The organism is Pseudomonas sp. NPDC087697 (genome assembly GCF_044743155.1).
In the GTDB taxonomy this organism is placed as follows: domain Bacteria; phylum Pseudomonadota; class Gammaproteobacteria; order Pseudomonadales; family Pseudomonadaceae; genus Aquipseudomonas.
In genome coordinates this window covers 182621-208919 of record NZ_JBIUVW010000005.1, presented here as the reverse complement: position 1 = coordinate 208919, position 26299 = coordinate 182621, and the positions used below count along the sequence as shown (strand labels likewise).

General features: G+C 57.1%; 22 protein-coding genes and 2 pseudogenes. 15 read left to right on the top strand and 9 right to left on the bottom strand.

The features are described from left to right. Positions 1–226: 226 nt before the first annotated feature. Positions 227–1006, bottom strand: a complete 780-nt coding sequence (locus ACIPIN_RS06380; protein ID WP_401116741.1) for an SDR family oxidoreductase — start codon at positions 1004–1006, stop codon at positions 227–229. Beyond that, positions 1006–1332 carry a nuclear transport factor 2 family protein gene (locus ACIPIN_RS06375; protein WP_401116739.1) on the bottom strand — a complete coding sequence of 109 codons (327 nt, stop codon included), beginning with the start codon at positions 1330–1332 and terminating at the stop codon, positions 1006–1008. Before ACIPIN_RS06375 ends, ACIPIN_RS06380 begins: the two co-directional genes overlap by 1 nt. A 97-nt stretch (positions 1333–1429) precedes the next feature. On the opposite strand from ACIPIN_RS06375, the gene ACIPIN_RS06370 reads away from it, so the two are divergent. The 5 genes from ACIPIN_RS06370 to ACIPIN_RS06350 all read left to right on the top strand — a co-directional run bounded on the left by ACIPIN_RS06370 (position 1430) and on the right by ACIPIN_RS06350 (position 6549). Further along, positions 1430–1771, top strand: coding sequence for a winged helix-turn-helix transcriptional regulator (locus ACIPIN_RS06370; RefSeq protein WP_401116737.1), 342 nt, complete (start codon positions 1430–1432; stop codon positions 1769–1771). Between the two features lie 262 nt (positions 1772–2033). Next, positions 2034–2765 carry a GntR family transcriptional regulator gene (locus ACIPIN_RS06365; protein ID WP_401116735.1) on the top strand — a complete coding sequence of 244 codons (732 nt, stop codon included), beginning with the start codon at positions 2034–2036 and terminating at the stop codon, positions 2763–2765. 137 nt (positions 2766–2902) lie between these two features. After that, positions 2903–4186 (top strand): MFS transporter, encoded by a 1284-nt coding sequence (locus tag ACIPIN_RS06360; RefSeq protein WP_401116733.1) that lies wholly within the window; start codon positions 2903–2905, stop codon positions 4184–4186. Positions 4187–4214: 28 nt separating this feature from the next. Beyond that, positions 4215–5060, top strand: a complete 846-nt coding sequence (locus tag ACIPIN_RS06355; RefSeq protein WP_401116731.1) for an amidohydrolase family protein — start codon at positions 4215–4217, stop codon at positions 5058–5060. A 157-nt stretch (positions 5061–5217) separates the two neighbouring features. Continuing rightward, the gene (locus ACIPIN_RS06350) at positions 5218–6549 is read left to right on the top strand and encodes an MFS transporter (RefSeq protein ID WP_401116730.1); all 1332 of its coding nucleotides are present in this window, start codon (positions 5218–5220) and stop codon (positions 6547–6549) included. 90 nt (positions 6550–6639) lie between these two features. Here ACIPIN_RS06350 and ACIPIN_RS06345 read toward each other — a convergent pair. After that, a pseudogene (locus ACIPIN_RS06345) lies at positions 6640–6927 on the bottom strand (transposase); the annotation flags it as partial. 442 nt (positions 6928–7369) lie between these two features. Between ACIPIN_RS06345 and ACIPIN_RS06340 the strand changes: the two are divergent. From ACIPIN_RS06340 to ACIPIN_RS06315, 6 genes and pseudogenes are all read left to right on the top strand, one after another. Continuing rightward, entirely contained in the window at positions 7370–7588 is a 219-nt protein-coding gene (locus ACIPIN_RS06340) for a hypothetical protein (RefSeq protein WP_401116728.1), read from the top strand. Positions 7589–7700: 112 nt separating this feature from the next. Further along, on the top strand, positions 7701–8267 hold the full coding sequence (locus ACIPIN_RS06335) for a hypothetical protein (protein WP_401116726.1): 567 nt from the start codon (positions 7701–7703) through the stop codon (positions 8265–8267). A gap of 206 nt (positions 8268–8473) precedes the next feature. Continuing rightward, positions 8474–9091 (top strand): LysE family translocator, encoded by a 618-nt coding sequence (locus ACIPIN_RS06330; protein ID WP_401116724.1) that lies wholly within the window; start codon positions 8474–8476, stop codon positions 9089–9091. Between the two features lie 74 nt (positions 9092–9165). Continuing rightward, positions 9166–9648 (top strand): annotated as a pseudogene (locus tag ACIPIN_RS06325) (transposase); the annotation flags it as partial. Between the two features lie 274 nt (positions 9649–9922). Further along, complete coding sequence (gene ggt / locus ACIPIN_RS06320) at positions 9923–11650, top strand: gamma-glutamyltransferase (protein ID WP_401116722.1); 1728 nt, start codon at positions 9923–9925, stop codon at positions 11648–11650. Positions 11651–11795: 145 nt separating this feature from the next. After that, complete coding sequence (locus tag ACIPIN_RS06315; RefSeq protein WP_401116721.1) at positions 11796–12689, top strand: LysR family transcriptional regulator; 894 nt, start codon at positions 11796–11798, stop codon at positions 12687–12689. A gap of 105 nt (positions 12690–12794) precedes the next feature. Here the strand turns inward: ACIPIN_RS06315 and ACIPIN_RS06310 are convergent, their stop codons facing one another. After that, positions 12795–13055: a DUF6124 family protein gene (locus ACIPIN_RS06310; RefSeq protein ID WP_401116719.1), complete on the bottom strand. Its 261-nt coding sequence runs from the start codon at positions 13053–13055 to the stop codon at positions 12795–12797. 774 nt (positions 13056–13829) lie between these two features. Here ACIPIN_RS06310 and ACIPIN_RS06305 point away from each other — a divergent pair. Both ACIPIN_RS06305 and ACIPIN_RS06300 read left to right on the top strand, forming a co-directional pair. Beyond that, positions 13830–15251, top strand: coding sequence for an MFS transporter (locus tag ACIPIN_RS06305; protein ID WP_401116718.1), 1422 nt, complete (start codon positions 13830–13832; stop codon positions 15249–15251). Positions 15252–15464: 213 nt separating this feature from the next. After that, positions 15465–16994, top strand: coding sequence for a diguanylate cyclase (locus tag ACIPIN_RS06300; RefSeq protein ID WP_401116716.1), 1530 nt, complete (start codon positions 15465–15467; stop codon positions 16992–16994). Positions 16995–17017: 23 nt separating this feature from the next. Here the strand turns inward: ACIPIN_RS06300 and ACIPIN_RS06295 are convergent, their stop codons facing one another. After that, entirely contained in the window at positions 17018–18037 is a 1020-nt protein-coding gene (locus ACIPIN_RS06295; RefSeq protein ID WP_401116714.1) for an SDR family oxidoreductase, read from the bottom strand. A 112-nt stretch (positions 18038–18149) separates the two neighbouring features. Between ACIPIN_RS06295 and ACIPIN_RS06290 the strand changes: the two genes are divergently transcribed. Both ACIPIN_RS06290 and mqo read left to right on the top strand, forming a co-directional pair. Beyond that, positions 18150–19031 carry a LysR family transcriptional regulator gene (locus ACIPIN_RS06290; protein ID WP_401116712.1) on the top strand — a complete coding sequence of 294 codons (882 nt, stop codon included), beginning with the start codon at positions 18150–18152 and terminating at the stop codon, positions 19029–19031. A 316-nt stretch (positions 19032–19347) separates the two neighbouring features. Next, entirely contained in the window at positions 19348–20997 is a 1650-nt protein-coding gene (gene mqo, locus ACIPIN_RS06285) for a malate dehydrogenase (quinone) (RefSeq protein ID WP_401116711.1), read from the top strand. Positions 20998–21112: 115 nt separating this feature from the next. On the opposite strand, the gene ACIPIN_RS06280 is transcribed toward mqo, so the two are convergent. From ACIPIN_RS06280 to ACIPIN_RS06265, 4 genes are all read right to left on the bottom strand, one after another. Continuing rightward, the gene (locus ACIPIN_RS06280) at positions 21113–21967 is read right to left on the bottom strand and encodes a nitrate- and nitrite sensing domain-containing protein (RefSeq protein ID WP_401116709.1); all 855 of its coding nucleotides are present in this window, start codon (positions 21965–21967) and stop codon (positions 21113–21115) included. A 5-nt stretch (positions 21968–21972) separates the two neighbouring features. Beyond that, on the bottom strand, positions 21973–23049 hold the full coding sequence (locus ACIPIN_RS06275; RefSeq protein WP_401116755.1) for a methyl-accepting chemotaxis protein: 1077 nt from the start codon (positions 23047–23049) through the stop codon (positions 21973–21975). A 340-nt stretch (positions 23050–23389) separates the two neighbouring features. Continuing rightward, entirely contained in the window at positions 23390–24913 is a 1524-nt protein-coding gene (locus ACIPIN_RS06270; RefSeq protein ID WP_401116707.1) for a M15 family metallopeptidase, read from the bottom strand. A 470-nt stretch (positions 24914–25383) separates the two neighbouring features. Then, positions 25384–26064 carry a glutathione S-transferase family protein gene (locus ACIPIN_RS06265; protein WP_401116705.1) on the bottom strand — a complete coding sequence of 227 codons (681 nt, stop codon included), beginning with the start codon at positions 26062–26064 and terminating at the stop codon, positions 25384–25386. Positions 26065–26299: the final 235 nt, after the last annotated feature.

Sequence of the window (26299 nt, the reverse complement as noted above, 5' to 3'; positions counted from 1 at the left end):
GTTCACCTTGAATAAAGCGCTTCATGGGCGATCCCTGCGATGAAATCCTCAGAAATCATAGCAAGGGTTCGCAAAGGCGTTTTTACACACTCTGGACCCATTGCAGACGCTCAAGCGACAGAGCACAGATTTACTTTTTTCACTTTCACGCTTTGTCTTTCACTCAGAAAAGTGGAGGCAAGCCGGTACGGGGCACGCCACAATTCATGCTGACTTAAGAACAGCGTCACACGGTCGGAACTGTTCCACCATCAATCACATATTCGGTGCCAGTAATGGAGCTCGCAAGCGGCGAGACAAGGAATGCGATGAGATCAGCGACTTCCTTTGGTCTGGCGGGGCGTCCGATCGGGATACCTCCCAGCGAGCCCATCACGATTTGGCGGCCACCCTCATAATCGGTGCCGTTCTGCCTCGCGATTTCCTTCACAAAGGCGACTGAGGCCTCCGTCTCCACCCATCCCGGTGACACCCGGACCACACGCACGCCCTTGGGGCTGACCTCTTTGGAAAGACCCTTGCTGTAGTTCGAAAGCGCGGCCTTGGCAGCGGCATACGCCAGGGTGGATTCAGGTAGCGGCAGCTGGTTCTGGATAGAAGTGACATGGATGATGACGCCCGAACCCTGCTTGAGCAGCATGGGCAGTAGTGCTCGGTCGAGGCGAACTGCCGAGAGCAGGTTCAGGTCTAGAGCCCGCTGCCATTCCTGGTCATCGAGCATCGCGTAGCCACCGGCGGGAGCCGATGATCCACCTGCGACATGAACGATGATATCGAGCCCGCCGAGACGATCATGGACGGCATCAATGACGCTGGCACATCCCTCGCTGGTGGTGATGTCCGCCGAGACGAAGATGTTCTCGGGCAGGTGCTCGGGACGCGAACGCGCCGCTACCAGGACTTTTACGCCAGCCTCGCGTAAGCGGCTGACGACGGCTTCTCCAATGCCCTTGGTTCCTCCGGTGACCAATGCCCGGCGGCCTTCGAGTTCCAGTGCGATGCTCATCAGCGGATCTCCAAGGATGCGATCTTGCTGTCGTCGAGTACAAAGGTGTAGGTGAGCTCGACGGGGCTACCAGGAAAGTTTCCGCTTAGCCGAGCGAGCAGGGTGACGGTCAGTCCTTTCTGCGAGCTACTCAATGGCTCGATGCTGTATTGATACTCGGCCTGCGAGGCTTGCTTCCAGGCTTTGATAGCCTCCAGTCCCTTGTATGTGTGGCCTTCGTCACGCACGGTGGCGTCCGTGGCGAAGCAGCGCTCCAGTATCTCGATGTCGGTATTTTTTTCGGCTGCAAGGTAGCTGGCGATTGATTCAGGCAATTCGATTTTCATGGCGTATTTCCTCGCTGATGTGAGGATGGCTTCACCCACATGCTCGCTGTAGGCTTACCAAATGGCAAGAACCCACGAAAAAGTAAGTTAGGTAAATATGAGAGAGATTTATACCCCGTCGACCGCGGCCTGCAGCGTGGAAGCCGTGCTCCGGCAACTCGAAGGCCGCTGGAAATTGGTGATCCTGTTCCACCTCTTCGGTGGCCAGGTGCAACGCTTTTCCGAGCTGGAAAAGCTAATCCCCGAGATATCCCAGAAGATGCTCGCTCAGCAGTTACGCCAGTTGGAAGCGGATGGCATCGTGCATCGCACCGCCTATCCGCAAGTACCGCCTAAAGTAGAATATCGCATGACAGAGTGGGGCCAGGCGCTGTGTCCGGCATTGGATGCACTATTGCAATGGGCGGAACTTAGGGAGACGCTCAATCCAGATGCTTGAGCCCCCGAGGTTTCGCAGCCTCACATGAGAGACTGCTATTGGCCGATTTCTGCCGGTAGCGGCGGGCAACAATCGTCCTGGGATGCGATTCCCGAGCAACAACGTTCAACAAGCAAGATTCGACCGTTTCGGAACAGCAGACGGCCGTCCACCCCACCGTTCGTCCGCCAGGTTCGGTAACCCTTCTTGACAGAAAAATGCATCAGGAGAATACTCGCCCAATATTCATATATATGACTAGATAACAAGGTGAATAAAGTCGATGAATTCCCTGTCCAGTGATGTCCGCCTACCGCTTTATCAACGCCTGCGTGATCAGTTGGCTGAACAGATTGCTAACAATCGCTGGCGTCCGGGGGAGGCCATTCCCACTGAAGCCGCGCTTTCAGCGGAGTACAAACTGTCCACTGGCACCGTGCGCAAAGCGGTCGACGCGCTGGTCAGTGAGGGCGTTCTGGAGCGTCAGCAAGGTCGAGGCACCTTCGTTCGTCGGCCTCAGTTTCAATCTTCGCTTTTCCGATTCTTCCGCTTCCAGACCGCTGCGGGTGAACGCCAGGTACCGGAGAGTCGCATCCTGTCTATTGAGCCGGTGGCCGCACCCTCAGCGGTGGCCCATGCATTAGGGCTGCCAATCGACGCGCCGGTTATTCGCATTGTCCGCGTTCGTCTTCTGGATGTTCAGCCGGTACTTGCCGAAGAAATCTGGCTGCCTCGCAGCCGGTTTCAGCCGCTACTAGAGATTGACCTGAATCGAAAAGGGCCATTGCTTTACCCGATTTACGAAGAAGTCTGCGGTCAGGTCGTCGCCTCTGCCGAAGAAACACTCACCGCCGAGTCTGTAAATGACGTGCATGCGCGATTATTGAAAATACCGATCAACAGTCCCGTGGTGGTGATCGAGCGTCTGGCGCGTGACTACGCCGGTTCGCCTCTGGAGTGGCGGCGTTCCCGTGGGCATGCCGAGCATTTCCGTTACAGCGTGGACATTCGCTAGCGCATTGCCTGAATAGCGGATCGCTCACCGGCGAATCGATCGCTGCCGGATTCATCGTTTTGTTTGCCATGACTGGCCTCGTAGCGGCGCGGTTCGCTCTCGGCTGCCTCATGTTCCACTTATAAGGATAAGAAATCATGTTCAGCTGGTATCGCCAAGTCACTCCTCGGGAGCGCAAAACGTTTTGGGCCTGCTTCGGTGGATGGTCGCTGGACGCACTGGAAGTACAAATGTTCGGCCTGGCAATTCCGGCGTTAATTGCCGCCTTCGCCCTGACCAAGGGCGATGCTGGGCTGATTAGCGGCGTCACGCTAGTCACTTCGGCCATCGGCGGTTGGGTAGGGGGGACGTTGTCCGACCGCTACGGCCGGGTGCGTACGTTGCAGTGGATGATTTTGTGGTTCTCCTTCTTCACCTTTCTGTCCGCCTTCGTCACCGGGTTCCAGCAGTTGCTGATCGTCAAGGCGCTGCAAGGCTTCGGCATTGGCGGTGAGTGGGCCGCCGGCGCGGTACTGATGGCCGAAACCATCAACCCGAAATACCGCGGCAAAGTGATGGGCACCGTACAAAGCGCCTGGGCCGTAGGTTGGGGCGTGGCGGTCGGGGTTTTTGCGTTGATTTATTCTTTCGTACCGCAAGACATGGCCTGGCGTGTGATGTTCATCGTTGGCTTGTTGCCGTCGCTCCTGATCATCTGGGTACGGCGCAATGTCGAGGAGCCCGACAGCTTCCAGCGTCTGCAAAAAGAACAAGCCATCGCGCAAAGTTTTTTCAAATCCCTGGCCGGTATTTTCCGTCCTGAACTGATCCGCGTGACACTGTTCGGCGGGCTGTTGGGCCTGGGCGCACACGGCGGGTACCACGCCGTGATGACGTGGCTGCCGACATTCCTCAAGACCGAACGCAACCTGTCGGTGCTGAACTCTGGCGGCTACCTTGCCGTGATCATCTTTGCCTTCTGGTGTGGCTGCGTCGTCAGCGGATTCTTGATCGACCGTATTGGCCGCCGCAAAAATATCGTGCTGTTCGCCCTGTGCTGCGTCGTTACCGTGCAGTGCTACGTGTTCCTGCCCCTGACCAATACCCAAATGCTATTCCTCGGTTTTCCGCTCGGCTTCTTCGCGGCGGGCATTCCGGCCAGCCTCGGCGCACTGTTCAACGAGCTGTACCCAGCGGACGTGCGCGGCGCTGGCGTGGGGTTTTGCTACAACTTCGGCCGAGTGCTCTCGGCGGTATTCCCGTTTCTGGTCGGCCATATGAGTGATTCCATGTCACTGGGCTCGGCCATTGGCATCGACGCCGGGATCGCTTACGGCGTGGCAGTTATCGCTGCCCTTTGCCTCCCGGAAACACGTGGTCGTAGTCTCGAAGCTGCGATCCCATACGTCCCGATTAAAGGCAGCGAGAGCGCCCGAGCGTGATGATCATTACTTGCGATAGATAAAACCCATGTCTGATACCTGTTCAACATCGATCACTGGCATCGATTCCCATGCTCATGTCTTTAGTCGGGGGCTGAAGCTGGCCGCTACACGGCGTTACGCCCCTGACTACGATGCCACGCTTGCGGAGTATCTGAATCACCTGGGTGCCCATGGTTTGAGTCACGGCGTATTGGTGCAGCCGAGCTTTCTGGGCATCGACAATAGCTACCTGCTGGCGGCGCTGAGGCAAGTGCCGGAGCAGTTGCGAGGAGTGGTCGTGCTAGAGCCAGGCGTTAGTCGTGCCACGTTGAATGACATGGCTCACATAGGCGTGGTCGGCGTTCGCTTGAACCTGATGGGCAAGGCGTTACCTGATTTTCGCAATCGCGCCTGGAGAGAGTTTTTCAGCCACATCGCTGATCTTGACTGGCATGTCGAATTGCATCGGGAGGTAAAGGATCTGCCGGCACTGATCCATCAATTGACGCCGTTCGGTTTGAAGCTGGTTATCGACCACTTCGGACGGCCGGATGCCAGTTCGGGAGTTGATCAGCCAGGGTTTTCCGAGTTACTGGAATTGGGATCGAGAGGGTCGATCTGGATGAAGGTATCGGGAATTTATCGTTTGGGAGGTACGCCGCAACAAAACATCAATTTCGCCCGATCGGCATTACCGCTGTTGGAGCAAAGTTTCGGCCTGCACCAACTTGTATGGGGCAGCGACTGGCCACACACGCAGCATGAGAAAAGCATCGGTTTCGGCACAGTAATCGATCAGCGGCAAGCCCTGGAGTGTTCGATGCAGCTTAGCCAATCGTTGCTCGTGCAAGCACCTCAAAGGTTATTCGGTTTTGCAAAACGCGAAGGCTGAATTTCACCCACGCATTTGCAGATGACCATTCATCCTACCCACGTGTAACGAAAACTTGCAGAAAGTCTGAAATGCGACGTTGCAGTCAAACCTCTCGTGCCGCATCGAGAGGTTCTGCGCAAGAGCAGCCTATTACAATTACAAGAGAGCGGTTTCCATGAACAAGCCATCCAATACTGAAATTGAAAAATCGACTATGCGCAAGTTAGGGGTTCGCCTGATACCCTTTCTCGTACTCTGTTATTTCATCGCCTACATTGACCGAGTCAATATCGGCTTCGCTGCACTGACCATGAACCAGGACATCGGCCTGACGGCCAGTGCCTTCGGATTCGGCGCCACGCTCTTTTTCGTCGCTTATGTACTTTGCGAAATGCCCAGTAACATGGCCATGGAGCGTTTCGGTGCCCGCCGGTGGATCGCGCGCATCATGATCACGTGGGGCATCGTCGGTTTCTGTTCGGCATTTGCGGTCGGGCCAATATCCTATTCGATTTCCCGATTCCTCTTGGGTGCAGCCGAAGCCGGCTTCTTTCCCGGAGTCATTCTTTACCTCACGCAATGCATCCCTAAAGCGTACATGGCTCGAATAGTTGCGCTATTCATGGTGGCGATACCACTCTCCAACTTTCTCGGCTCACCTGTGTCGGCACTGCTGTTGCAATTAGACGGTCTGGCAGGATTCAAGGGATGGCAGTGGTTGCTTATGCTTGAAGCCATTCCCGCCATCACGCTGGGATTGCTCGCGCTGAAAGTGTTGCCCAATCGGCCAAGCGAAGCGAAATGGTTGACTCAGCAGGAGCAGGATTGGCTAGGCGAGCAACTGACTAACGATAAGGCCGCGCGCGATAGTGGTATTCCTCAGCACGCTCATAGCATAAGCGGCACCCTCAAGGCCGTGTTTACCAACAAATATGTATGGGTGCTTTCGATTATCTACATGGGCAGTTCGGCAACCAGCAACACGCTGTCGTTGTGGATGCCGCAGATCCTGAAATCCTTCCATCTGACCAACATGCAAACGGGTCTGCTGAACATGATTCCGTTCGGCATGGCCGCAGCTTTCATGATTTTCTGGGGACTGCGTGCGGACAAGAGCGGGGAGCGGATCAAGAGCACTGCTATTCCGCTAGCCATTACTGCGGTGAGCTTCGCTGCCACGCTGTTCACGGACTCCCTGACCATTACGTTGGTACTGCTGACGCTCGTATTGATGGGTAACTATGCGATCAAGGGGCCGTTCTGGGCACTTTGCTCCGAATCCCTGCCGCCGGCGACTTTGGCCACAGGGATTGCAGCGATCAATACCTTTGCCCACTTGGGTACGGGCGCCATGAGTTCGGTGATCGGTGTACTGCGTGATCAGACCGGGAGCTTTCCAATTGCACTGATGCCGCTCTGCGCATTGACCGCTATCGGTTCGCTATTGGTGTATCTGATTGGCAAACAGAACGGTCGTGCGAAGCAAATCGCTACGGTCAGCAGATGACCCATTCCTTCTGAGGAGGCTCGAAATTGGCGAGCCTCCACGTTGCGTATGATCCAGTTTTCGACATTCAGCGTTGAATGCCGAAGTCGCTAGCCACATTAGCTCAACGTTGCGTTGGGCTTCTCGTTCCAGCCGCCGGCTCGATTGAATGCGGTTGAGATAGCCGTAGATGTAGATCTTCAGCAGGATCGCGGGGTGGTAAGCAGGCCGGCCTGTGTCAGCTGGAATAGCGCCGTCAAAACCCAAGGAGACCAGGTCGAGTTCGTCAACGAAGACATCGACTACGCGCACCGGATTGGTATCGCCGACGTAGTCGTCAAGGCTCTCGGGGAGCAAAGTGCTTTGACCGCGATATTCGCCTTGAATGAAGCGCTTCATGGGCAACTCCTGCGTTAAAATCCTCAGCAATCATACGCACGATGACAGTTATGAAAGCCCCGAGAATGACTAAGACACACGCCCTTCGCCGGGCTCAAAAGCTCGTGGAGCTTGGCTGGACTGTTAAACATGAATTCAAGGCTGACAACGAAACATACGAGTGGTATCTGGAATGGGAGCACGTCGAAGAGCCGCCATTGCTTTCCTCACAAGACCATTGGGATAAGCCTAGCCACTACTGCGCGTGTGACTGATTCAAGAGGGCAGATTTAACGTTGCAGATCTAAGCACGATGGATGCGTTTTCACACAGCCTGGGCCGATGACCACCCTTCACGAGAGGCAGAAATCGGCCAAAACCGGACATTTAATTTAAGGCGCCTTGCACTGCCAGTTTGGGCTTTGTAGGATCCTGCCAGCGCTCACCATCAATTGAGATTCACATGGACAGCAGACCGAGGCTGGAAATCGAGAACGCCGCCTATAACGAGTTTCTTGGCCTTTGGAACCAAGGGACGTTCAAGAAGCAGCGCCTTGGCCAAGCCTTTTATAACTATTTCCATCTACATCGCCTCACCGACCAAGCGTTCTTGTTTGGTCTCTATGAGGCTGACGGTGAGAAAGCCTTGGTCGCGATTTCACGCCTTTTTCAGATCAGATAACCGCCAATGTTCACCGACCATTGGCCGGTGAAATTATTGCCATGGGTTGAAAGTGGGCGCTCACATCACCTGTGCTAACGTGCAGCGAAATTTTCAGGTTCGTTCGACCGACATGAATACTTCATACCTCGATCCACTGCGCCAGACTATCGCCCAGCTTCCCATCTCCCCACCACCATCCCCCTGGGAAATCGCCGCTCAGTTTGCCGTGGGAAGCCTTCTGGAAGTTGGTTTCGACCGCGACTCCGAACTGTTACTGGTGACCTCAAGCGCAGGACGTAGCGTTATCGATTGCCTGACAGGTCAGAAGATCGCAACAGACTATACGGGGGATGTAGAAAGTAACCAGTACCTGGAGGCTGAAGGTATCGGGCCACTGGCGGGCAGAGCTATCCCCATGGCCGGCATCAATGGCGGTAGCCTGCCTGTGGGTGCTTTTGACGGTTGGGTGGTCGAGAACGTCCCCTTGAATTGGCCCTGCCATCATTTACTTTTGATCGAGCCGGGTTCATGGCTGCATGGCGCCCGATATAAACAGGCTAGTACCTTTCACAAGCTGGCTATCGAGATCGAACTGAGAGCTTTTGGGTTCTCCTATACTGGCCGAACCTTGGTTATAGCTACATCGAGCAGCCTGATCGTTTACAGGCGTAGAACAGCACTAAAGGCAACTCTGTAAGCTCAATATCCGTACATGAACGTCTCCCCATTGCTTCGGGTCGGGAACCTCCCCCACGACTGACGGCTCTCGGCCCAGAGTGTGTAAAAACACAACTACGCTCAAAAGCCCTGTATCGAATTATTATTTCGTTGTACGTTGAAGCCGCGGGCGGCCTTGAACTGAATGATGACCGTCCCCGGCCACAACACTCGCAAGGAATGCACATGATCGATGGTCCCGCCGTTTTGACAGTCTTTTTGGTTTACCTGGCCGGTGTCCTTATTCCAGGGCCAAATTTCGTTGCAGTAGTCCACAAAGCGGTGGCTGCTACGCGGTCAGAAGCTCTGGCCTTAGTAGCAGGCATCGTATTGGTCAATTTATTCTGGGCCACCTGTGCAATCGCAGGTATCGGCGTTGTATTTGCTGCGCTCCCTTGGGCGGCGCTGATCGTAAAAGTTCTGGGGGCGGCCTATCTGATGTGGTTTGGATTCCGACTGCTGATCAAGGCCGGGAAGAGCGCGCTTACCCCCTGTAACAATCGTGTCGTCGGAAATTTTCGGCAGTCATTCATTCAGGGCGTCGTTACGAACATTGGCAACCCTAAATCTATGGCCTTCTATGCCGCTATTTTTTCAGCGGCAGCCCCCGCCCACGTTTCACTTGGCACGTTTTTGTCGATGCTGGCAGTCGTAGTAGTGGTTTCGATGACTTGGTATGGAGTGGTCGCAATCGCTCTTTCGCAACCTAAGATCGCTTCAGCGTATCGAAGGAGGAAAAAAGCTATTGATCGATTATGCGGCGGTTTGATTTTGTCTCTAGGGATCCGGCAGCTGGTTCAATAAGTCCACGATTGAGTATCTATCCAGCCCGAAATCCCTTGCTATGATTTCTGAGGATTTCATCGCAAGGATCGCCCATGAAGCGCTTTATTCAAGGTGAGCATCGAGGCCAAAGCACCTTACTTCCCGAGAGCCTCGACGACTACATCAGCGATACCAATCCGGTGCGCGTAGTCGACGTCTTCGTTGGTGAACTCGACTTGGTCACTCTGGGTTTTGACCGCGCTATTCCAGCTGTCACAGGACGTCCTGCTTACCACCCCGCGATCCTGCTGAAGATCTACATCTATGGCTATCTTAATCGCATTCAGTCGAGCCGACGGCTGGAACGAGAAGCCCAACGCAACGTCGAGCTGATGTGGCTGACCGGACGTTTGATGCCGGATTTCAAGACCATCGCCAACTTCCGAAAAGACAACAGCAAGGCCATCCGAGGCGTCTGCCGCCAGTTCGTCGTGCTCTGCCAGCAGCTGGGGTTATTCGGAGAAAATCTGGTCGCCATCGACGGCAGTAAATTCAAGGCAGTCAACAACCGCGACCGCAATTTCACCAGCGCCAAGGCGTGCGGCTTCACCGCCGCTTAACTCCACCGTTGACTGTCCGCTTTTGGCTGTGGATTCAACCGGTGGACGCAACAGGCTGGAAACGACCCAAAGTACACAGTGACGCAAACGCACGTATTCCCCCGCTGACGCATGTCTTCAGGGGGGAGCGGGAGGCGATAGTCTGTTTGTGGAGATTTGGCGGCTCAGGAATGCGAAAACTGTCCTACAGTTTGTGGGTTGTCGCCATCCGACACGACGCTCCCCTTCCTTAAAACAAGAGAATCGACTTATGAAATTCGAGCCCCTTGCCAAATCGCTGATAGCGACTGCACTCGCTCTTGGTTGCGCCTGCGCGCAAGCTGCTTCGCAAGCCCCGGTCGCCGCCGAAAACGGCATGGTGGTCACCGCCCAACGACTGGCCACCCACGTTGGCGTCGACGTCCTCAAGGACGGCGGTAACGCAGTCGATGCAGCGGTCGCGGTCGGCTATGCGCTGGCGGTGGTTTACCCGGCGGCAGGCAACATCGGTGGCGGTGGTTTCATGACTATCCAGCTGGCCGATGGCCGCAAGACTTTCCTCGACTTCCGCGAAAAGGCGCCCCTGGCGGCGACCGCGAACATGTACCTCGACAAGGATGGCAATGTCGTCCCGGACCTGAGCTCGAAGGGACATCTGGCAGTCGGTGTGCCGGGGACGGTGTCGGGGATGGAGCTGGCGCTGAAAAAATACGGCACGATGAAGCGTGCCGATGTCATCGCACCGGCCATCAAGTACGCCGAGGACGGTTTCGTGCTTGAGCAGGGCGACGTCGACCTGCTCGATACCGCAACCGACCAATTCAAGAAAGACATTCACGATTCGGGCTCGATTTTCCTGAGTAATGGCGAGCCGCTTCAGGTTGGTCAAAAGCTGGTGCAAAAGGACCTGGCCAAGACGCTGCGGGAAATTTCCAGTAAAGGTGCTGACGGCTTCTACAAGGGCTGGGTTGCCCAGGCCATCGTCGACTCAAGCAAGGCCGGCAAGGGCCTCATCACTCAAGCTGACCTCGACAAGTATCAGACCCGCGAGCTCGCGCCGATCGAGTGCGACTACCGTGGCTATCACGTCGTCTCTGCGCCGCCACCGAGTTCGGGTGGGGTGATTATTTGCGAGATCATGAACATCCTCGAAGGTTACCCGATGCCCAGCCTGGGCTTTCACTCGGCGCAAGGGCTGCACTATCAGATCGAGGCCATGCGTCACGCCTATGTTGACCGCAACAGTTATCTGGGCGACCCCGACTTCGTCAAGAACCCGGTTACGCATCTGCTGGACAAAGGCTATGCGGCGAAGCTACGTGCCGCCATCAACCCGCAAAAAGCCGGCATTTCCCGTGATATCAAACCTGGGGTAGCGCCACACGAGGGCAACAACACCACGCACTACTCGATCGTCGACAAGTGGGGTAACGCGGTCTCGGTGACCTACACCCTCAACGATTGGTTTGGGGCAGGGGTCATGGCCAGCAAGACCGGCATCATGCTCAACGACGAAATGGACGACTTCACCTCCAAGGTGGGCGTGCCCAATATGTACGGTCTGGTGCAGGGTGAAGCGAACGCGATCGCTCCAGGCAAAGCACCGCTGTCGTCAATGAGCCCGACCATCGTCACCAAAGACGGCAAAACAGTCATGGTCGTTGGCACGCCGGGAGGCAGTCGCATCATCACGGCGACCTTGCTGACCATCCTCAATGTGATCGACTACGGAATGAATATTCAGGAAGCGGTCGATGCACCGAGATTCCATCAACAGTGGTTGCCTGAAGAGACCAATCTCGAAGCGTTCGCCGTCAGCCCGGACACTCGGAAAATCCTCGAAAGCTGGGGACAGAAGTTCATCGGTCCGCAGGACGCCAACCATCTTGCGGCGATTCTGGTCGGTGCACCGGCACTCGGTGCAAAACCGGTCGGCAAGAACCGCTTCTATGGTGCGAACGATCCGCGGCGTAACACCGGACTTTCGCTGGGCTATTGAGTGAGAGGCGCAGGTTCATCCTGATCGCATTGAACCTGCGCCACACGCAACAAGCGATGCCCTGCGCCATTGCAGTGTTGCTGGCGTTAGTAGATCGATCTCTCAAGCCGCATAATGAGCAATCCTTGATGAGCTGGACTAATCAATGCCCCGCGAGAACTACAATGACCTGATTGCCTTTGTCGCCGTCGCGCGTGAAGGAAGCTTCACCCGGGCAGCTGCGCAACTCGGGGTCTCGCAGTCTGCGCTGAGTCACACCATTCGTGCCCTGGAGGCCAGGCTGGGGCTGCGGCTCCTGACGCGTACCACGCGCAGCGTATCGCCCACCGAAGTCGGTGAACGCCTGCTTCTCACGTTGGGTCCCAGATTCGAGGAAATTGAATCCGAAATCGCGGCGCTGAGTGAGTTCCGGGATAAGCCTGTGGGCACCATACGGATCACTGCCGCGGAACATGCGGTGAATACTGTTCTATGGCCAAAGCTGTCGAAAATCTTGCCGGAATACCCGGACATCAAGGTGGAAATCACCATCGATTATGGGCTGGCCGACATCGTTGCGCAGCGCTTTGACGTCGGGGTGCGGCTGGGCGATCAGGTCGCCAAAGACATGATTGCCGCGCGCATTGCCCCGGATTTACGGATGACGGTTGTGGCGGCTCCCGCCTACTTTGCCAGGAGTGCACCGCCGATGACGCTACAAGACCTGGCCAACCATGACTGCATCAACCTGCGATTACCTACCTACGGTGGGTTGATGGCTTGGGAGTTCATCAAGGACGGGCATGAAGTGAAAGCTCGCGTTGAGGGGCAGTTGGTATTCAATAGCAGCTCCCAGATACTCAGGGCTGCGTTGGCCGGGTTTGGCGTTGCCTACATACCGGAAGACCTGGTGCTCGAGCACCTGGCTGAAGGCCGTCTGATTCAGGTGCTTGAAGAGTGGTGCCCAACGTTCCCCGGATACCATCTCTACTATCCAAGTCGTCGTCAATCGTCGCGGGCGTTAGCGGTACTGGTTGAGGCGCTGCGGTATCGCGCCTAGCTGTTGCCGGCGATGGGACCCTTGGGATCGCCATCGCGCTCGGCTCCTACAAAAAGCCACGCTCATCAGAGCATAAGTATCAGCCTGTCTTTTTTGTTCCAGCTCCTACGCCGGTTCAGGTGGATCGAGGTGATCCAGTGCGCGATTAACCGCCAGTTCAGCCAGGGAAATCATCTGCTGAATCGCCAGCGCGGTATTGCGCTTGGGACCGTCGAGCTCAAACGCCAGATCGCTGGCCATGACATTGGCCGAGGCCAGGGTTTCGCAGGCATGGGCCAACAGGGTTTCGCTGTCGACATCGGGGGCGATGACGAAAATGCAGCCGGGGCGTCGGTCGGCTAACAATGCCTTGGTCTCGGGCAGCACCAGGTAATGATCGAGCGCGCGGTGCGCGGCGGCGTGGAGTTCTTTCGAATTGAGAGAGGCGTAGGGGGAAACGGGGTCGGTTTCGGGGGATTGGGGGTAGCTTTGAACATGGTGATGCTCCTAGAGTCATGGAGCTGCCACGATTCGCTGCGAAGCAAAGGGAGGTGGCAGCTGTACGCGGGTTCGCAGACCGGGACTCTAGAACCGGCAGACCCGAAGGTCTCCCACGCACAACCGCCATAACATGAACTGACAGGCATAAAGACACCTGCTCACGAACGGGGACGTTGTGCGTCTAGAGATTACCCGGGCTGCGAAACCCGGTCGCTGAATGGGCAGCGACACGGAAACAATAGGGGCCAGGCCCAAGGCGCACAAGCCGGCGGATTCTGGCGCAGGTGTAGGCTGCGACGCAAGGTGTTGTAGCCCGCAACGGACGCTGTTGCGGCACGAGTAAACGCTCGTAGCAGCTGCCGAGCCCGCGAGGCTGCGTTCGGCTGCGAAGCAGTCGTAAAATCAAGCAACATGTTCTTTCAGGCGAACCATGTACGCAGTATCTGCGAGGACTGCGTCCTCGAACGCAGCCTCGCGGGCTCGACAGCGGCTACGGGGTAGTGTGTAGAGACCTATGAATGTGCCGTCCTGCCATTAAGACCATAAAAGTACATGGAGCTATGAGCTCAGCTCATGTAGGCATGCTGATTGTGCCGTCTAATCATTGACAGCTGCGTTGGGTAAATTGGATGCCACAGAAAGAATGGGCGCATCTAATTCATGAAAACTTCAGCTCACACCGAATCCGGTTCTCACCAACTGATAGTGCTGACGATTGTGCTCGTCAGCTATCTGATGATCGTCCTCGATATTTCGATTGTCATTACCGCGTTGCCGAAGATCCAGGCCAGCCTCCAATTCACCCATACCGGGCTTTCCTGGGTGCAGAACGCCTATACGCTTGCCTTCGGTGGTTTGCTGCTCCTGGGGGCTCGGGCCGGCGATATTCTTGGCCGTCGTCGAATGCTGGTAGGCGGGCTGATGTTGTTCACTGCGGCATCGCTGGCTATCGGTTTTGCGCAGTCGCCAGCCTGGCTGATTATTGCCCGTGCGGCGCAAGGTGTGGGTGCCGCGATTCTCGCCCCATCGACGCTGGCCCTGCTGTCGACCAACTTTGCCGAAGGCCCGGCGCGAACACGCGCATTCGCTTACTACGGCGCTACCGCCGGTGTCGGGGCCAGTATCGGGCTGGTGCTCGGCGGGGTCATTGCGGACTGGCTTTCATGGCGCGTCGGCTTCTTCATCAACCTGCCTATCGGGATTGCGTTAATGCTCGGTGCCCGGCGCTACCTTGCAGAGACGGTGCGCCGCCCCGGTCAGCTCGATGTGGTGGGTGCCCTCTGTTCGACGTTGGGCATGAGCTCTCTCGTCTACGGCATCGTCCGCTCTGCAAGTGATGGCTGGGGCGACTCGACCACGCTCGTGACATTTACGGCGGGTGTCCTGCTGCTGGCAGTTTTCGTGCTCAACGAAGGCAAAGCCGAGCAACCGATCATGCCGCTGCGACTGTTCGCGAACCGGGAACGTGCAGGGGCTTATGCTGCTCGCGTGCTTTTTCTGGGGGCGATGGTTGGCTTCTGGTTCTTCACGACCCAGTACCTTCAGGGTGTGCTCGGCTATGGCCCGTTCGAGGCCGGTGTCGCCTTTCTGCCAACGACGCTGGTGAACTTCGCGGCGGCGATGGCGGTACCGAGACTGACACATCGGTTTGGCAATGGACCTGTCCTCGCCGCAGGCCTGACCTTGTCGCTGCTGGGGCTGGCCTGGCTCAGTCGGGTTTCCGCGGACACCGCCTACCTGACCGGAGTCGCTCTGCCCATGATGCTCATCGGCATCGGTCAGGGCTGCACCCTCAGTCCCCTCACTGTCGCTGGCGTCGCAGGGGTTGCCCCGGAAGATGCGGGCGCGGCCTCAGGGCTGGTCAATGTGGCTCATCAGCTTGGCGGCTCATTGGGACTCGCCATTCTTATCGTCGTGTTCGATGCCGCCGGCTCCAGTGTGACCGATGCCAAAGCGTTGTTCGCGCAGCGTGTCGCCGCCGCATTCTCCGCTGGCACGCTGATGCTCGCATTGGCACTGGTCGTCGTTCTTGCGCTGATCGTCAGACCGCAAAAACAGCTCGTCAGCAGCGAACCAGCCTGATGACCGGCCTGCGCTCGACAGGCCTGAGTCCATGTTCAGCGGTAAACCGGGGGAAGGCGGGGAGTGAGTCGTAGTCGATAAGCTCGAGATGAATTGTGTTCAAACCGGAAGAAAGCTGGCCAATAGCTTTCATTCCAGTCATTAGTACCGTTCGAAGGTGTCTATACTGCGCGAGCCTTTGATGAATGTGCACTCAACAGCCTTGGTACTTTTTTGAAACGCGATCTCCGACTTGCCACTTTGCTGACCTCCCTGGTGTGTGTATCCGTGGTGCTGCTGACTGCCTGGCAGATTTGGACAGCCCGCCAGAACACCTTGAGTGACATCGAAACCGATACATTGAATCTGACCAATGCACTCAACACTTACACCGAGGGCACCTTCAAGCAAAGTGAAGTGGTACTGCTGGGGCTGACAGAAAGGATTGAGAAAGACGGGGTCGGCCCGGAGCATCTCGATCGCCTGAAAGTGCTGGTCGCTCAGGAGATGGATGCGCTGGCGCAATTGAACAGCGTGGTGCTGTATGACGCCCAGGGTGACTGGATATTCTCGACCAACAAGCCCACTTCACCCAACAGTAACAACGCTGATCGAGATTTCTTCAAGCATCACCGCGACAATCCGGACCGCGGGATTTTCATCGGCCCGGCGATTCTCAGTCGTGCCACCGGCGCTTGGGTGATTTCGGTCAGTCGGCGTATCGATCGTCCGGATGGAAGTTTTGCCGGGGTGATAGCCGCCACCTTAAGTCTCGAACACTTCCTCAAGCTATATCGAACCATTCAAGTAGGGCAGTTCGGCGCGATCAGCCTGACCTCATCCGAAGGACGTCTGCTGGTGAGGTATCCATTCCAGGAGCATGACATCGGGCGTGATCTGTCTCCTGCGCCAATATTTTCCGAGTACCTGCGCAAGATGTCGTCAGGCACCGTGGATTTTGCTTCAAAAGTCGATGGCATACATCGAATCTACGCGTTCACGAGAAGCGCTCAATATCCCCTCGTAACGACTGTCGCGGTGGGCCAGGACGAGGCAATGCAAGCGTGGTGGAGCCAGGCAAAGCAATCTGCCGCGGTGGTGGCAGTGTTGTTGGGGCTCCTGGTTGCGCTGGGGCGCAGATTGATTGCCGATATCAGTCATCGTATTCGGGCAGAGGCAGAACTGCGAACCACCCAGACTGCGCTGATCGAGCTTAACCATACGCTGGAGATTCTCGCCAGCGAGGACAAGCTGACCGGTCTTGCCAACCGTCGGCATTTCGATCAGTTTCTGGATATCGAATTCAAACGCGCCAAGCGACTCCGAAGCCCTCTGTCACTGATCTTGATCGATGTCGATTTTTTCAAACGTTACAACGATCACTATGGGCATCTCGCCGGAGACGAATGCCTGCGGATAATCAGTCAGTTGATCAAACAGTGCGTGCGCCGTCCAGGTGACATGACCGCCCGCTACGGCGGTGAAGAAATCGCCGTCGTGATGCCCAATACGGACGAATCGGGCGCCCGCTCGGTTGCCGAGGCGATCCTGCTCGGTATTGCTCACGCGCGACTTGAACACCTTTCGAGTCCTTTCGGTATCGTGACCGCCAGCCTGGGACTGGCGACTTATACCGCCTACGATAGCGACCATGATGAAAAGTCGCTGATCGATCTGGCCGATCGCGCACTGTATTTGGCAAAGTCGCAGGGTAGAAATCGCCTGAGCATCGCCGCCGCTGGAGTGCAAGGCGAAACTGTGTAATCCGCGATTGCGCTGGTGTAGTGCTACAGCTTTTGAAACCAGCCATGATCGCGGTACCAGTCCAGCGTATCGGTAAGGGTCTGTTCGACGGGGCGAAACCGCAGGCCAAGCTCTTGTTCGCTCTTGTGAGGGTTGAAATGTGTGCGCTCGGCTTCGCGCACCATCAAGCGCACTGTCGCCATACTCAGCAGAATGGGGTTGCCGGTCAGGCGCGCGTAGATCTCTTGCGCAAAAGCCAAGGCGTATAGCAGTGACAGCGGCAATTGCCGTCGTGGCGTCTTGACGCCCGCGATAGTGCCCAGCAAGGGGACCAACTCACCCATCGTCATGTGGCGTCCCGCCGCCAGATAGCGTTCGCCACGTCGCCCGCGCTTCGCTGCGGCAATCTGCGCCAAGGCCACATCGCGAGCATCGACGACAGAGAAACTACCGGGAACCACGCCGGGCAGTTTATTGCGCACGACATCGTTGAGTAACTGCCCCGAGGAGGTCGGGCCAATATCGGCAGGGCCCCACATCCAGCCAGGCAGGACCATGCAGGCATGCAGGTCGGGATGGTCTTCCAGGAACGATAATACGACACGGTCAGCGAGGATCTTGCTGCGATAGTAGTCATCCGCATTGGCTTCGTTTCGCAGGCAAGTCTCATCGATTGATGTGCCGGGAGAGCCGTCGAGCACGGCAATCGAAGACGTATGGATAAAACGTCGGACACCGGCGTCGTAGGCGTGCTCAAGCAGGCGCCGCGTGCCATCCACGTTGATCCTTTCGAGTTCCTCCCAGTGGCTGCCGCCCTTGTAGTTGTCGCGAAAGAACGCCGCGGTGTGAAACACCGTATCGCAGCCTTGCATCGACGCTGCGAATGCATCGACGTCGGCCATGTCACCCACGACCAGTCTCACGCCCGGCAGGTATTTGAACTGTTGTTCACCTTTGGCTCTTGAACGGACCAGGGCTTTGACTTCGTAGCCACCCGCGACCAGTTCACGCACGAGGTTGTTGCCCAACAAGCCGGTTGCGCCCGTGACGAATGTGCTGTGCATGTGTCATCCCTTCATTGACCAAGGTTGATAGATATACCGTTGCCGTTACTCCCGAAAAACAGCGACTACTGCATAATGGCTTTGCACATTTGCAAAGCAACGGGCATGCAACATGAGTTCAGAAGCGAATTGGGATGATCTCCGTCTGCTGTTGGCAGTCTCGCGACGTGGCAGCTTTCTTCAGGCCGGCCAATTGCTGGGTATTGCTGCGTCTACTGTATCCCGACGGATTACCCAGCTTGAGGGCTCACTCGGCGAGCCACTTGTCGAGCGCGGAGTTGAAGGATGTTGGTTGACTTCGCGGGGCCAATCCCTCGTTGAAGTTGCCCTGGCCGCGGAGGAGGGCTTGAGGCGTCAAACCGCTACCGGCGCGTCCCGATTACCAACGGAGCTTTGCGGCAGTGTCCTGGTCAGCGCCGGGGAAGGATTTTCGTCTTGTGTGCTGGAGGCCTCACAGCGCTTTACGTCTATTCATCCGCGTTGCTCGGTGGAGTTGCTGGTAACCGCCGACTTTCACAAGATCGTCCGCGGAGTGGCGGATATCGCTATCCGCACAGCCCACTTGGGCGAGCCGTCGCTGGTTTATCGACCCATGGGCAAGCTCGCTTATGGTGTCTTCGCTGATGCGGTCTATCTGAAGCGGTTTCCAGCGGCGGCTCCGGCCACCGTGGTGAATATTGCCTTGCTCCCTCCGCTGGACATGTTGCCGCAAATGCGTGCGGCAAAGGCCGCGGGCCTGGAGTGTGCGCAGATCAGAGTGAATTCGTTCGCGGCACAGATCGAAGCCGTAAGGCGAGGGATGGGCGTTGCCGTGCTGCCGCGTATTCTGGCAAAGGACCTGATAGCCGTGTTTCCAGATATCCAGCTGCCGGATATGGAGGTCTATCTGGTGACCCGGCCTCAAGCATTGAAACAGGCCCACATCAAAAGCTTTTTTGCCATTCTGGAACAGGTGCTGCGCGAAGCCCTTTGTGTAGCAGGTGTCGAAGAATGAGAAAGTTTTGCTTCTTCGTCGATTTGGGAGACCTGAGGTAGAATGCCGCGGTCTGGATGCTCTTCTGTTCATTCCAGCGTCCGATAACTTACAAACAGAATTAGTGTCACCCAAGTAGCTGAAGCCAATGACTAATAAGAAGTCAGCGCGGGAGGGGCCTAAACGTGAGGCCGATAGCGTCTATCGGTCTTATATGTCCACCCATCAGTCTTTCTGAGTGCAGGGGGCGGCGGCCTGCGGCATTGCATGTCGTGAGCCGGGGCACTTCATGATCAAGGGTGGTGGGTGGATGGCGTTCTATCCTAGGTATTACTGAATGTTAAAAAAAGTGAACACGGGGCTACTCGGCCTGGCCATGTCGATGGTCCTCATGCCTTTGCACGCAGCTGAGACAAAGAAAGTCGATGTGCTCCTGATCGGCGGGGGCATCATGAGTTCGACCTTGGGCGTTTATCTCAACGAGCTTGAGCCTGGCATGTCCATGGAGATGGTTGAACGTCTCGATGGCGTCGCCGAGGAAAGCTCCAACGGTTGGAACAATGCCGGGACCGGTCACTCTGCTCTGGCTGAGCTGAACTACACGCCAGAAGACAAGAATGGCAAGGTCGAGATCCCCAAGGCCGTTGAAATCAATGAAGGCTTCCAGATCACGCGCCAATTCTGGGCCTGGCAGGTCAAGAATGGCGTGTTGAAGAATCCCAATTCGTTCATCAACTCCACTCCGCACATGAGTTTTGTGTGGGGCGATGACAACATCCAGTTCTTGAAGAAGCGCTACGAAGCACTGCAGGCGAGCCCACTGTTCCGCGGTATGCAGTATTCGGAAGATCCGGTACAGATCAAGAAATGGGTTCCGCTGATGATGGAAGGTCGTGACCCGAATCAAAAGGTCGCGGCAACCTGGACTCCGATTGGTACGGATGTGAACTTCGGCGAGATCACCCGCCAGTTCGTCGGCTATCTGCAAACCAAGCCGAACTTCTCGCTGAAGCTTTCGAGCGAAGTGGAAGACATCAAGCGCAATGAAGATGGCAGCTGGCGCGTTTCCTACAAGAACCTGAAAGACGGTTCAGAAACCCAGACCGACGCCAAATTCGTGTTCATTGGCGCGGGCGGTGGTGCACTGCATCTGCTGCAGAAGTCGGGCATCCCTGAAGCACAAGAGTATGCAGGCTTCCCTGTCGGCGGCTCCTTCCTGGTGACCGATAACCCGGCAATCGCTGAACAGCATTTGGCGAAGGCCTATGGCAAGGCGTCGGTTGGCGCACCGCCGATGTCGGTTCCGCACCTGGATACCCGCGTGCTGGATGGCAAGCGCGTCATTCTGTTTGGCCCGTTCGCGACCTTCTCCACGAAGTTCCTGAAAGAAGGCTCCTACTTCGATCTGCTGACGAGCACGACCACGCACAACTTCTGGCCAATGACCAAGGTGGGCATCGAGCAGTACCCACTGGTTGAATACCTGGCCGGCCAGCTGATGCTGTCGGATGACGACCGCATGAATGCCCTGAAGGAATACTTCCCGAACGCCAAGAAGGAAGACTGGCGCCTGTGGCAAGCCGGTCAGCGCGTTCAGATCATCAAGCGTGATGAAGAGAAGGGCGGCATCCTGAAACTGGGCACCGAGATCGTCAGCTCCCAGGACGGCAGCATTGCAGGCTTGCTGGGCGCATCGCCAGGCGCGTCCACCGCGGCTCCGATCATGCTGGGCGTGCTTGAGAAGATCTTCAAGGACAAGGTTGCGACCCCTGCCTGGCAGGAAAAGCTGCACCAGATCATCCCGAGTTACGGCACCAAGCTGAACGACAGTCCTGAGCGTGTTTATCAGGAATGGACATACACCAGTCAAGTCCTGCAACTTGACCCACCGCCTGTGATTGACAAGGCAGTGGCTCCGCAAACAGCAGCTCCTGCTCAAGCGAAACCACAGAAAGAAAGCAATCCAGCGACTGATATGGCCCTGTAAGACGAAGCCCCGCCAAACTCTGTTTGGTGGGGCTTGCGCGCTGGACCGATCAGAAACAATAAAGCCCAGACTCGTGCTGGGCGTAACCGTCCGAACTACACCGCCTTACATCTCCTTAGCGGGGCTGTAGCTGAGCCAGCGCCGCATCCACTAAGGCCAGCAGTTCATCAATGGCTTGGGTGGCGCGCTGGAAGTAGGTCTTGGCGGCAATCACGGGTTGTTCCTGGTCGAGCAGCTCCTCTTTTGTGCAGCGTAGAAAATCCTCCACCACCTGTTCGCGATGCTGCAGGCGGAACACGTCAGCCTGCGGGTGATCGGTGGCGTGGCGTTGCAGAGTGGCGAAGGCCGTGCCGGCCAGCAGCTCGATCTTCTGGTAGAGAAAACGCATCCTCACGCGCTGCTCGGCGCTGCTCTGACCGGCCGCCGCGATGCCGGTGCCCAGGGCGCGCGCCTGGCCGGCCCATTCTGCCGCCTGGACTACCTCGCGCCAGATGCAGGGCAGGTAGCCCAGCTCGGTACGGCCCTCGGTCAGATCGATTTCGCTCGCCACATCCTCCATCAGAAAGATGCTGTTGCGAATGATCAGGTGATGCTGCACCAGATTGTTCGCCCGGTCGCTACTGCTCCCTTCGCGCATGCGCGACCAGTGATCGATCAAGCTGTTCCAGGCGTCCCGGTGCGTGCTGTCGAACTCCTGGACCGCACGGATATGCTGGTCCAGCCCCTGGCGTGCGGTGGCAAGATCCTGACTCAGGCTGGCATCGCCACAGAGCACGCCATTGCTCAGGCCGCGATGGCGCTGAAACCCGGATATCAGTGCACGCAACAAGGCCAGCTGGCGAATGTTCAACTGGATATGTTGGCGATTTTGCCGCTGCAGGCGCCGGTGCAAGCCATAGAACAGCAGGATCAGGGTGGCCAAGGCGGTGGCAGCGGCGAGCAAGAGCGGTAGTCCGTGCAATCCATTCATGCTGATTACCCCGTCAGATGAGCCAGATGGTGGGCGATGGATCGCGCCTGATCGGCGGCCTGCAGGTTGTCGGCATTGCCTTGGCGGACGCGGTCGGCCAGTTCGGCGATTTCCGCAACGGCCTTGCCCTGTTGTTCGGTACTGACCGCCACTTGGTCGACCTGCCCGGTCAATTGCAGGGTGCGCTGTTGCACCTGATTGAGCAGAGCGCACACCGCTTCGGAACTGGCGGCGCTGCGATGCGCCAGATTGGTCAAGTCGGACACTTGCACCGTCGCATCCTTGATGTGCTGTTGCACCGATTCGATGTTGCGACTGATTTCTGACGCCGACTCCTGGCTGTGTAAGGCCAAACGACGGACTTCATCGGCCACCACGGCGAAGCCACGGCCGCTCTCGCCTGCGCGGGCCGCTTCGATGGCGGCATTCAGGGCGAGCAGGTTGGTTTGCGAAGCAATCCCGCGGATGGTGCCGGACATTTCATTGATGGTGCGCGAGTTGGTGTTCAACTGCAGGATCAGTTCGTTGGTGGTGATGGCTTGCTGCGCCATATCGGACACCTGCTGCACCAAATTGGTGAGCTGGTCGATCCCGTCGGCCAACTGTTCGCTGGCCACGACGCTGGTCTGACGCGACTCATCGGCCAGCGCCGCCACCTGCAAAATGCTCACATTCAGTTGTTCTACCGCCGCTGCGGCGACAGTGGCCGATTCGCTTTGCCCTTCGGCATTGCTGGTCGCCAGCGCCGCGCTTTGTTCGAGTTCGTGTGAGGAGTGGGATATTTCATCCAGACGCTGCTGTAACAGTTGTTGTTGGCGTTGTTCGCGGTTCAGCCACTGCTGAAAGCTTCGTCTGATTGGCTGCAGCAGCAGCCACTCGGCAGCGCTGACTGGCTCCTGGGCGCCATGCTGGGCGGAATCTTCACAGTAGCGTTGCAACTGCCCGATCTCCTGCAACAGCAGCCACAGGCTGGCAATGGCCAGGTAGGCCAGTACCGCCCACAGCGGCCCTGTTGGCAGCGTCGCAGCGGCCAGGGTGGTGGCGCCGCCCGCCAGGCTAATCGCCAACAGAGTGCGGATCATGCCGACGATGCCCAGTTCGCGCAGCAGCAAGAACGCAGGGTAGGTGAGCCACTTCATGCGTCTGAATCTCCAATGCGGTAGCCAAAAAAAAACGCCTGAAGCCTCTGCAAAATATCCGCAGCGGGTTCAGGCGCCTTTGCCTTGCAGGAGCGAATCCTGCTGATGTGATTTGTTAGATAGCAAGAGTGATGCCACAGGTTCTCGGCGGTTTTCAAAGGGTCTGACCCACTGTCGTGGTGGACACGATCTTGGCTAATCTGGGCAGCAGTCAGGAGTGGGTGCTGGCCGGACGGTTACTGCTGGGCTTTGTTGTTTCTGGAATGTGTATGAGTCAGCCGTATCAACGCTCGGGAAGGTTCCAGCTTTCGCGAAAGTGCTCGTACTCCGCTTCGGGCAGTTGAACCAGTAAAGGGGACTGACGAGGATCCAGCCAGCTGAACAAACGAGAAATATCCGCTGGGTCCATGGCTGTGCAGCCAAGTGTCGGGGAGGTGGGGGCACGCCAGATGTGGAAGAAAATGCACGAGCCAGAGGCGGGGGATGCTGGCGTGTTGTGCTTGATGAAAATGCCTTTTCGATACATGTCATCATCGCGACGCATGTGTTCGGAGCTGTTCCAGTCCTTGGCTATCGTCGACCCGTCGACAAGCTCGTTATAGCGTTTGGAGTTGCTGTCATCCACGCATTCGGTGGTCGATGTCAGAGGGAGGTAAGGCAGTCTGGTTTCGGCCGTGCTGTCGTAGCCAAAGGCTGTTCCCAGTTTGAACAGGCCAGCAGGCGCTTTTCCATCGCCTTCACGTTTGACTGGCCCCTCGCGTTGGTCAACGACACTGAGACCCTTGCCCCAGGCCAGTCCGCTTTGGCCTACAACCACCGGAAACGACTCGCCGTATTTTTCAAACGTGTTCCCGTGCCGTTCATAGCGCTGGGCGGTCCCCTGGATATCAGTCCAGTTTTTTGTGGTGACCACAATGAGCTGGTTGCTGGTGTCCAGCACCTGCGCCATCGCTGCGTGAGGCTGCGGGTCGGTGGCGCTGGACTCCAGCGGCGTAATGGGAAAGTCCATGACGTTCTTCAACGTATCATCCCCGGTGTAGGTGAAGTGCCACCATTCTTTCGAGTACCCGGAAAACCCCTCTTTTTGCATGGCGCTGCTGAGCCGCTGGCGATTGTCTCTGGCGGTCGCGTTGATCGTCGGACTATCGGTATGCGCTCGGTCATCGAAGCAATCGAAACCTGTTCCCATATCGACGGCACCATCATGCCAACGCTGCTCATAGGGGGCAGCACAGTCGACTTGCGCGGCCGAAGGGCTCCAGTCTTGGGCGGGCAGAGCCTCTGGACCTGTCAGCGTCAGATCCACCGTGCCACCTTTGGAATGATTCGAAACCCGTGCCACATAACCCAGGTGCCAGAAGTCTTGCTTGTCCACGCGCGGATAGAACTCGGCCTTGCGTGGGTCACCCGGTTCCGTCGCGAAACGCCCCATATCGGCGACAGCACGGCTGGGCCGATAGCAGTCAAATACCTTCAATCCGTAGCCTTGCGTGCGCAGCGCCGTTTGTACTCGAGCGAGGGCCTTGGCGGCGCCCAGCGACAACAGGCACTGCGCAGCGCCGTAGCCGTCGAGTGGGTGTCCGGTGAAGTTGTGGGCGCCGGCATAGCGGATGTCTTGCTCGATGCTCGGATCAATCGTACGCAAATAAACCATATGCTCGGGCTTTGGCTCGGCGCTGGCCATGCACGGCACGATAATGCTCAGGCACAGGGCCGACCGCAGCCAGCGCCGCGCGAGTATGCGGTGCGAACGACCCGCAAATAGCCTCGAGAAGGACAACGGTATGATGTTGCATAGAGGGCGCATGCGATGCCTCCAAAGATGCCGGTTCTCAAACCAGAGCAGGCAATGGGTCGGGTCGGTGACAGTATCAACGTGCGACTCGCCGCACCAGCAACGCCTCACTGAAACAGCATGATCACGGATTGAAAATCGACAGCCCATCACGTTCAAGTGACTGATCAGGCGGTGTGAGGGGGGAACTGATTCACTGACACCTTTCGGGTGTGAAAAAGCCCAGTCTAGCGCTGGGCTTTATTGTTCCTGGGTTTCTTACAGGCCAAAAAAGAGCCTCAAAGCTCTTTGATGGGGAGGAAGTAGAGCCCATGAGGCTCAAGATGCGCATGAAACAAGTGGCGAGCTTGGTAGGGGTTCAGATCACTCGCCACCTACGCAACTGCAGGAGCATTTAACAGCTGCGTAGAACTATCGTAGGAAGGTGGAAGCGTGTACTCAAGTACCGTTAGTCGAGTGTCGCGGGGGCTTGTATCGGGTCGTCAAGTGATGTCCGGTGCCTGGAGAAACCGCTTGGGAATGGCGTCCACAAACGGGTAGAGCGAAAAGTAGGGCCGGGCTTCGTCGATGACTCGCTGGACGGAGGGTCTGCGCGTCAATCGGTCGAAATAGGCACTCAAGTGCTTGAATTCGTCCGGGAACGGCAAGAGGGTGCAGGCATAGAAAAGCGCCGGGGTTGCGGCGCAATCGGCCAGGCTGAAGTCTTGACCGGCCACCCAGATTCGGGACGCCATCCGATGCTCGAGCATGGCGTAGGCCGTCTCCAGCGTGGACCGTTGTTTGCTCAAATCAGCGTTGGCGCTACGCAGGTGATCACTGACAATCTGTTGTATTGGCTCCAGCACATAGTTGTCGAAAAAGCGGTCCCATAGACGCACCTCCAACGCGGCCTCCCAATCGTTCGGAATCAACAGTTGCTCACCCGGATAATAGCGATCCAGGTACTCGATGATGATCGTGGCCTCCGGCAGAGCGCGCTGGCGCAAGTGGTCACTGATGACCGGGAATTTGCCTAGTGGCCAGAGGGCTTGAAGCTCTGCCCGGTCTGCATCGTCTGCGAGGTTGATGATCCGCTTTTCAAATTCAATCGCGTTTTCGTAAAGCGCGATCAGCACTTTGTGGCAGTACGACGACAGTGGATGGTAGTAAAGAGTCAGCGACATCTTTCAACTCCTCAGTGGTGTTGCCCCTCATCATAGTCGCTGGAATGCCGGCTCGAAGGGGCCGAAGGACGGCTACGACAGATGGCGCCTGATACACCGTGCCGGGAGTTGAGTGGATTGATCGGGGCGGTGAGGGCGACAGGTTGCCTCGTTAGCACTGCGGGGCTCATAAAGATGAGCCCCGCAGGCGGTTCGAAATCCCCCGACAGACCTTCTGCATTACGCGTGTCGCGCG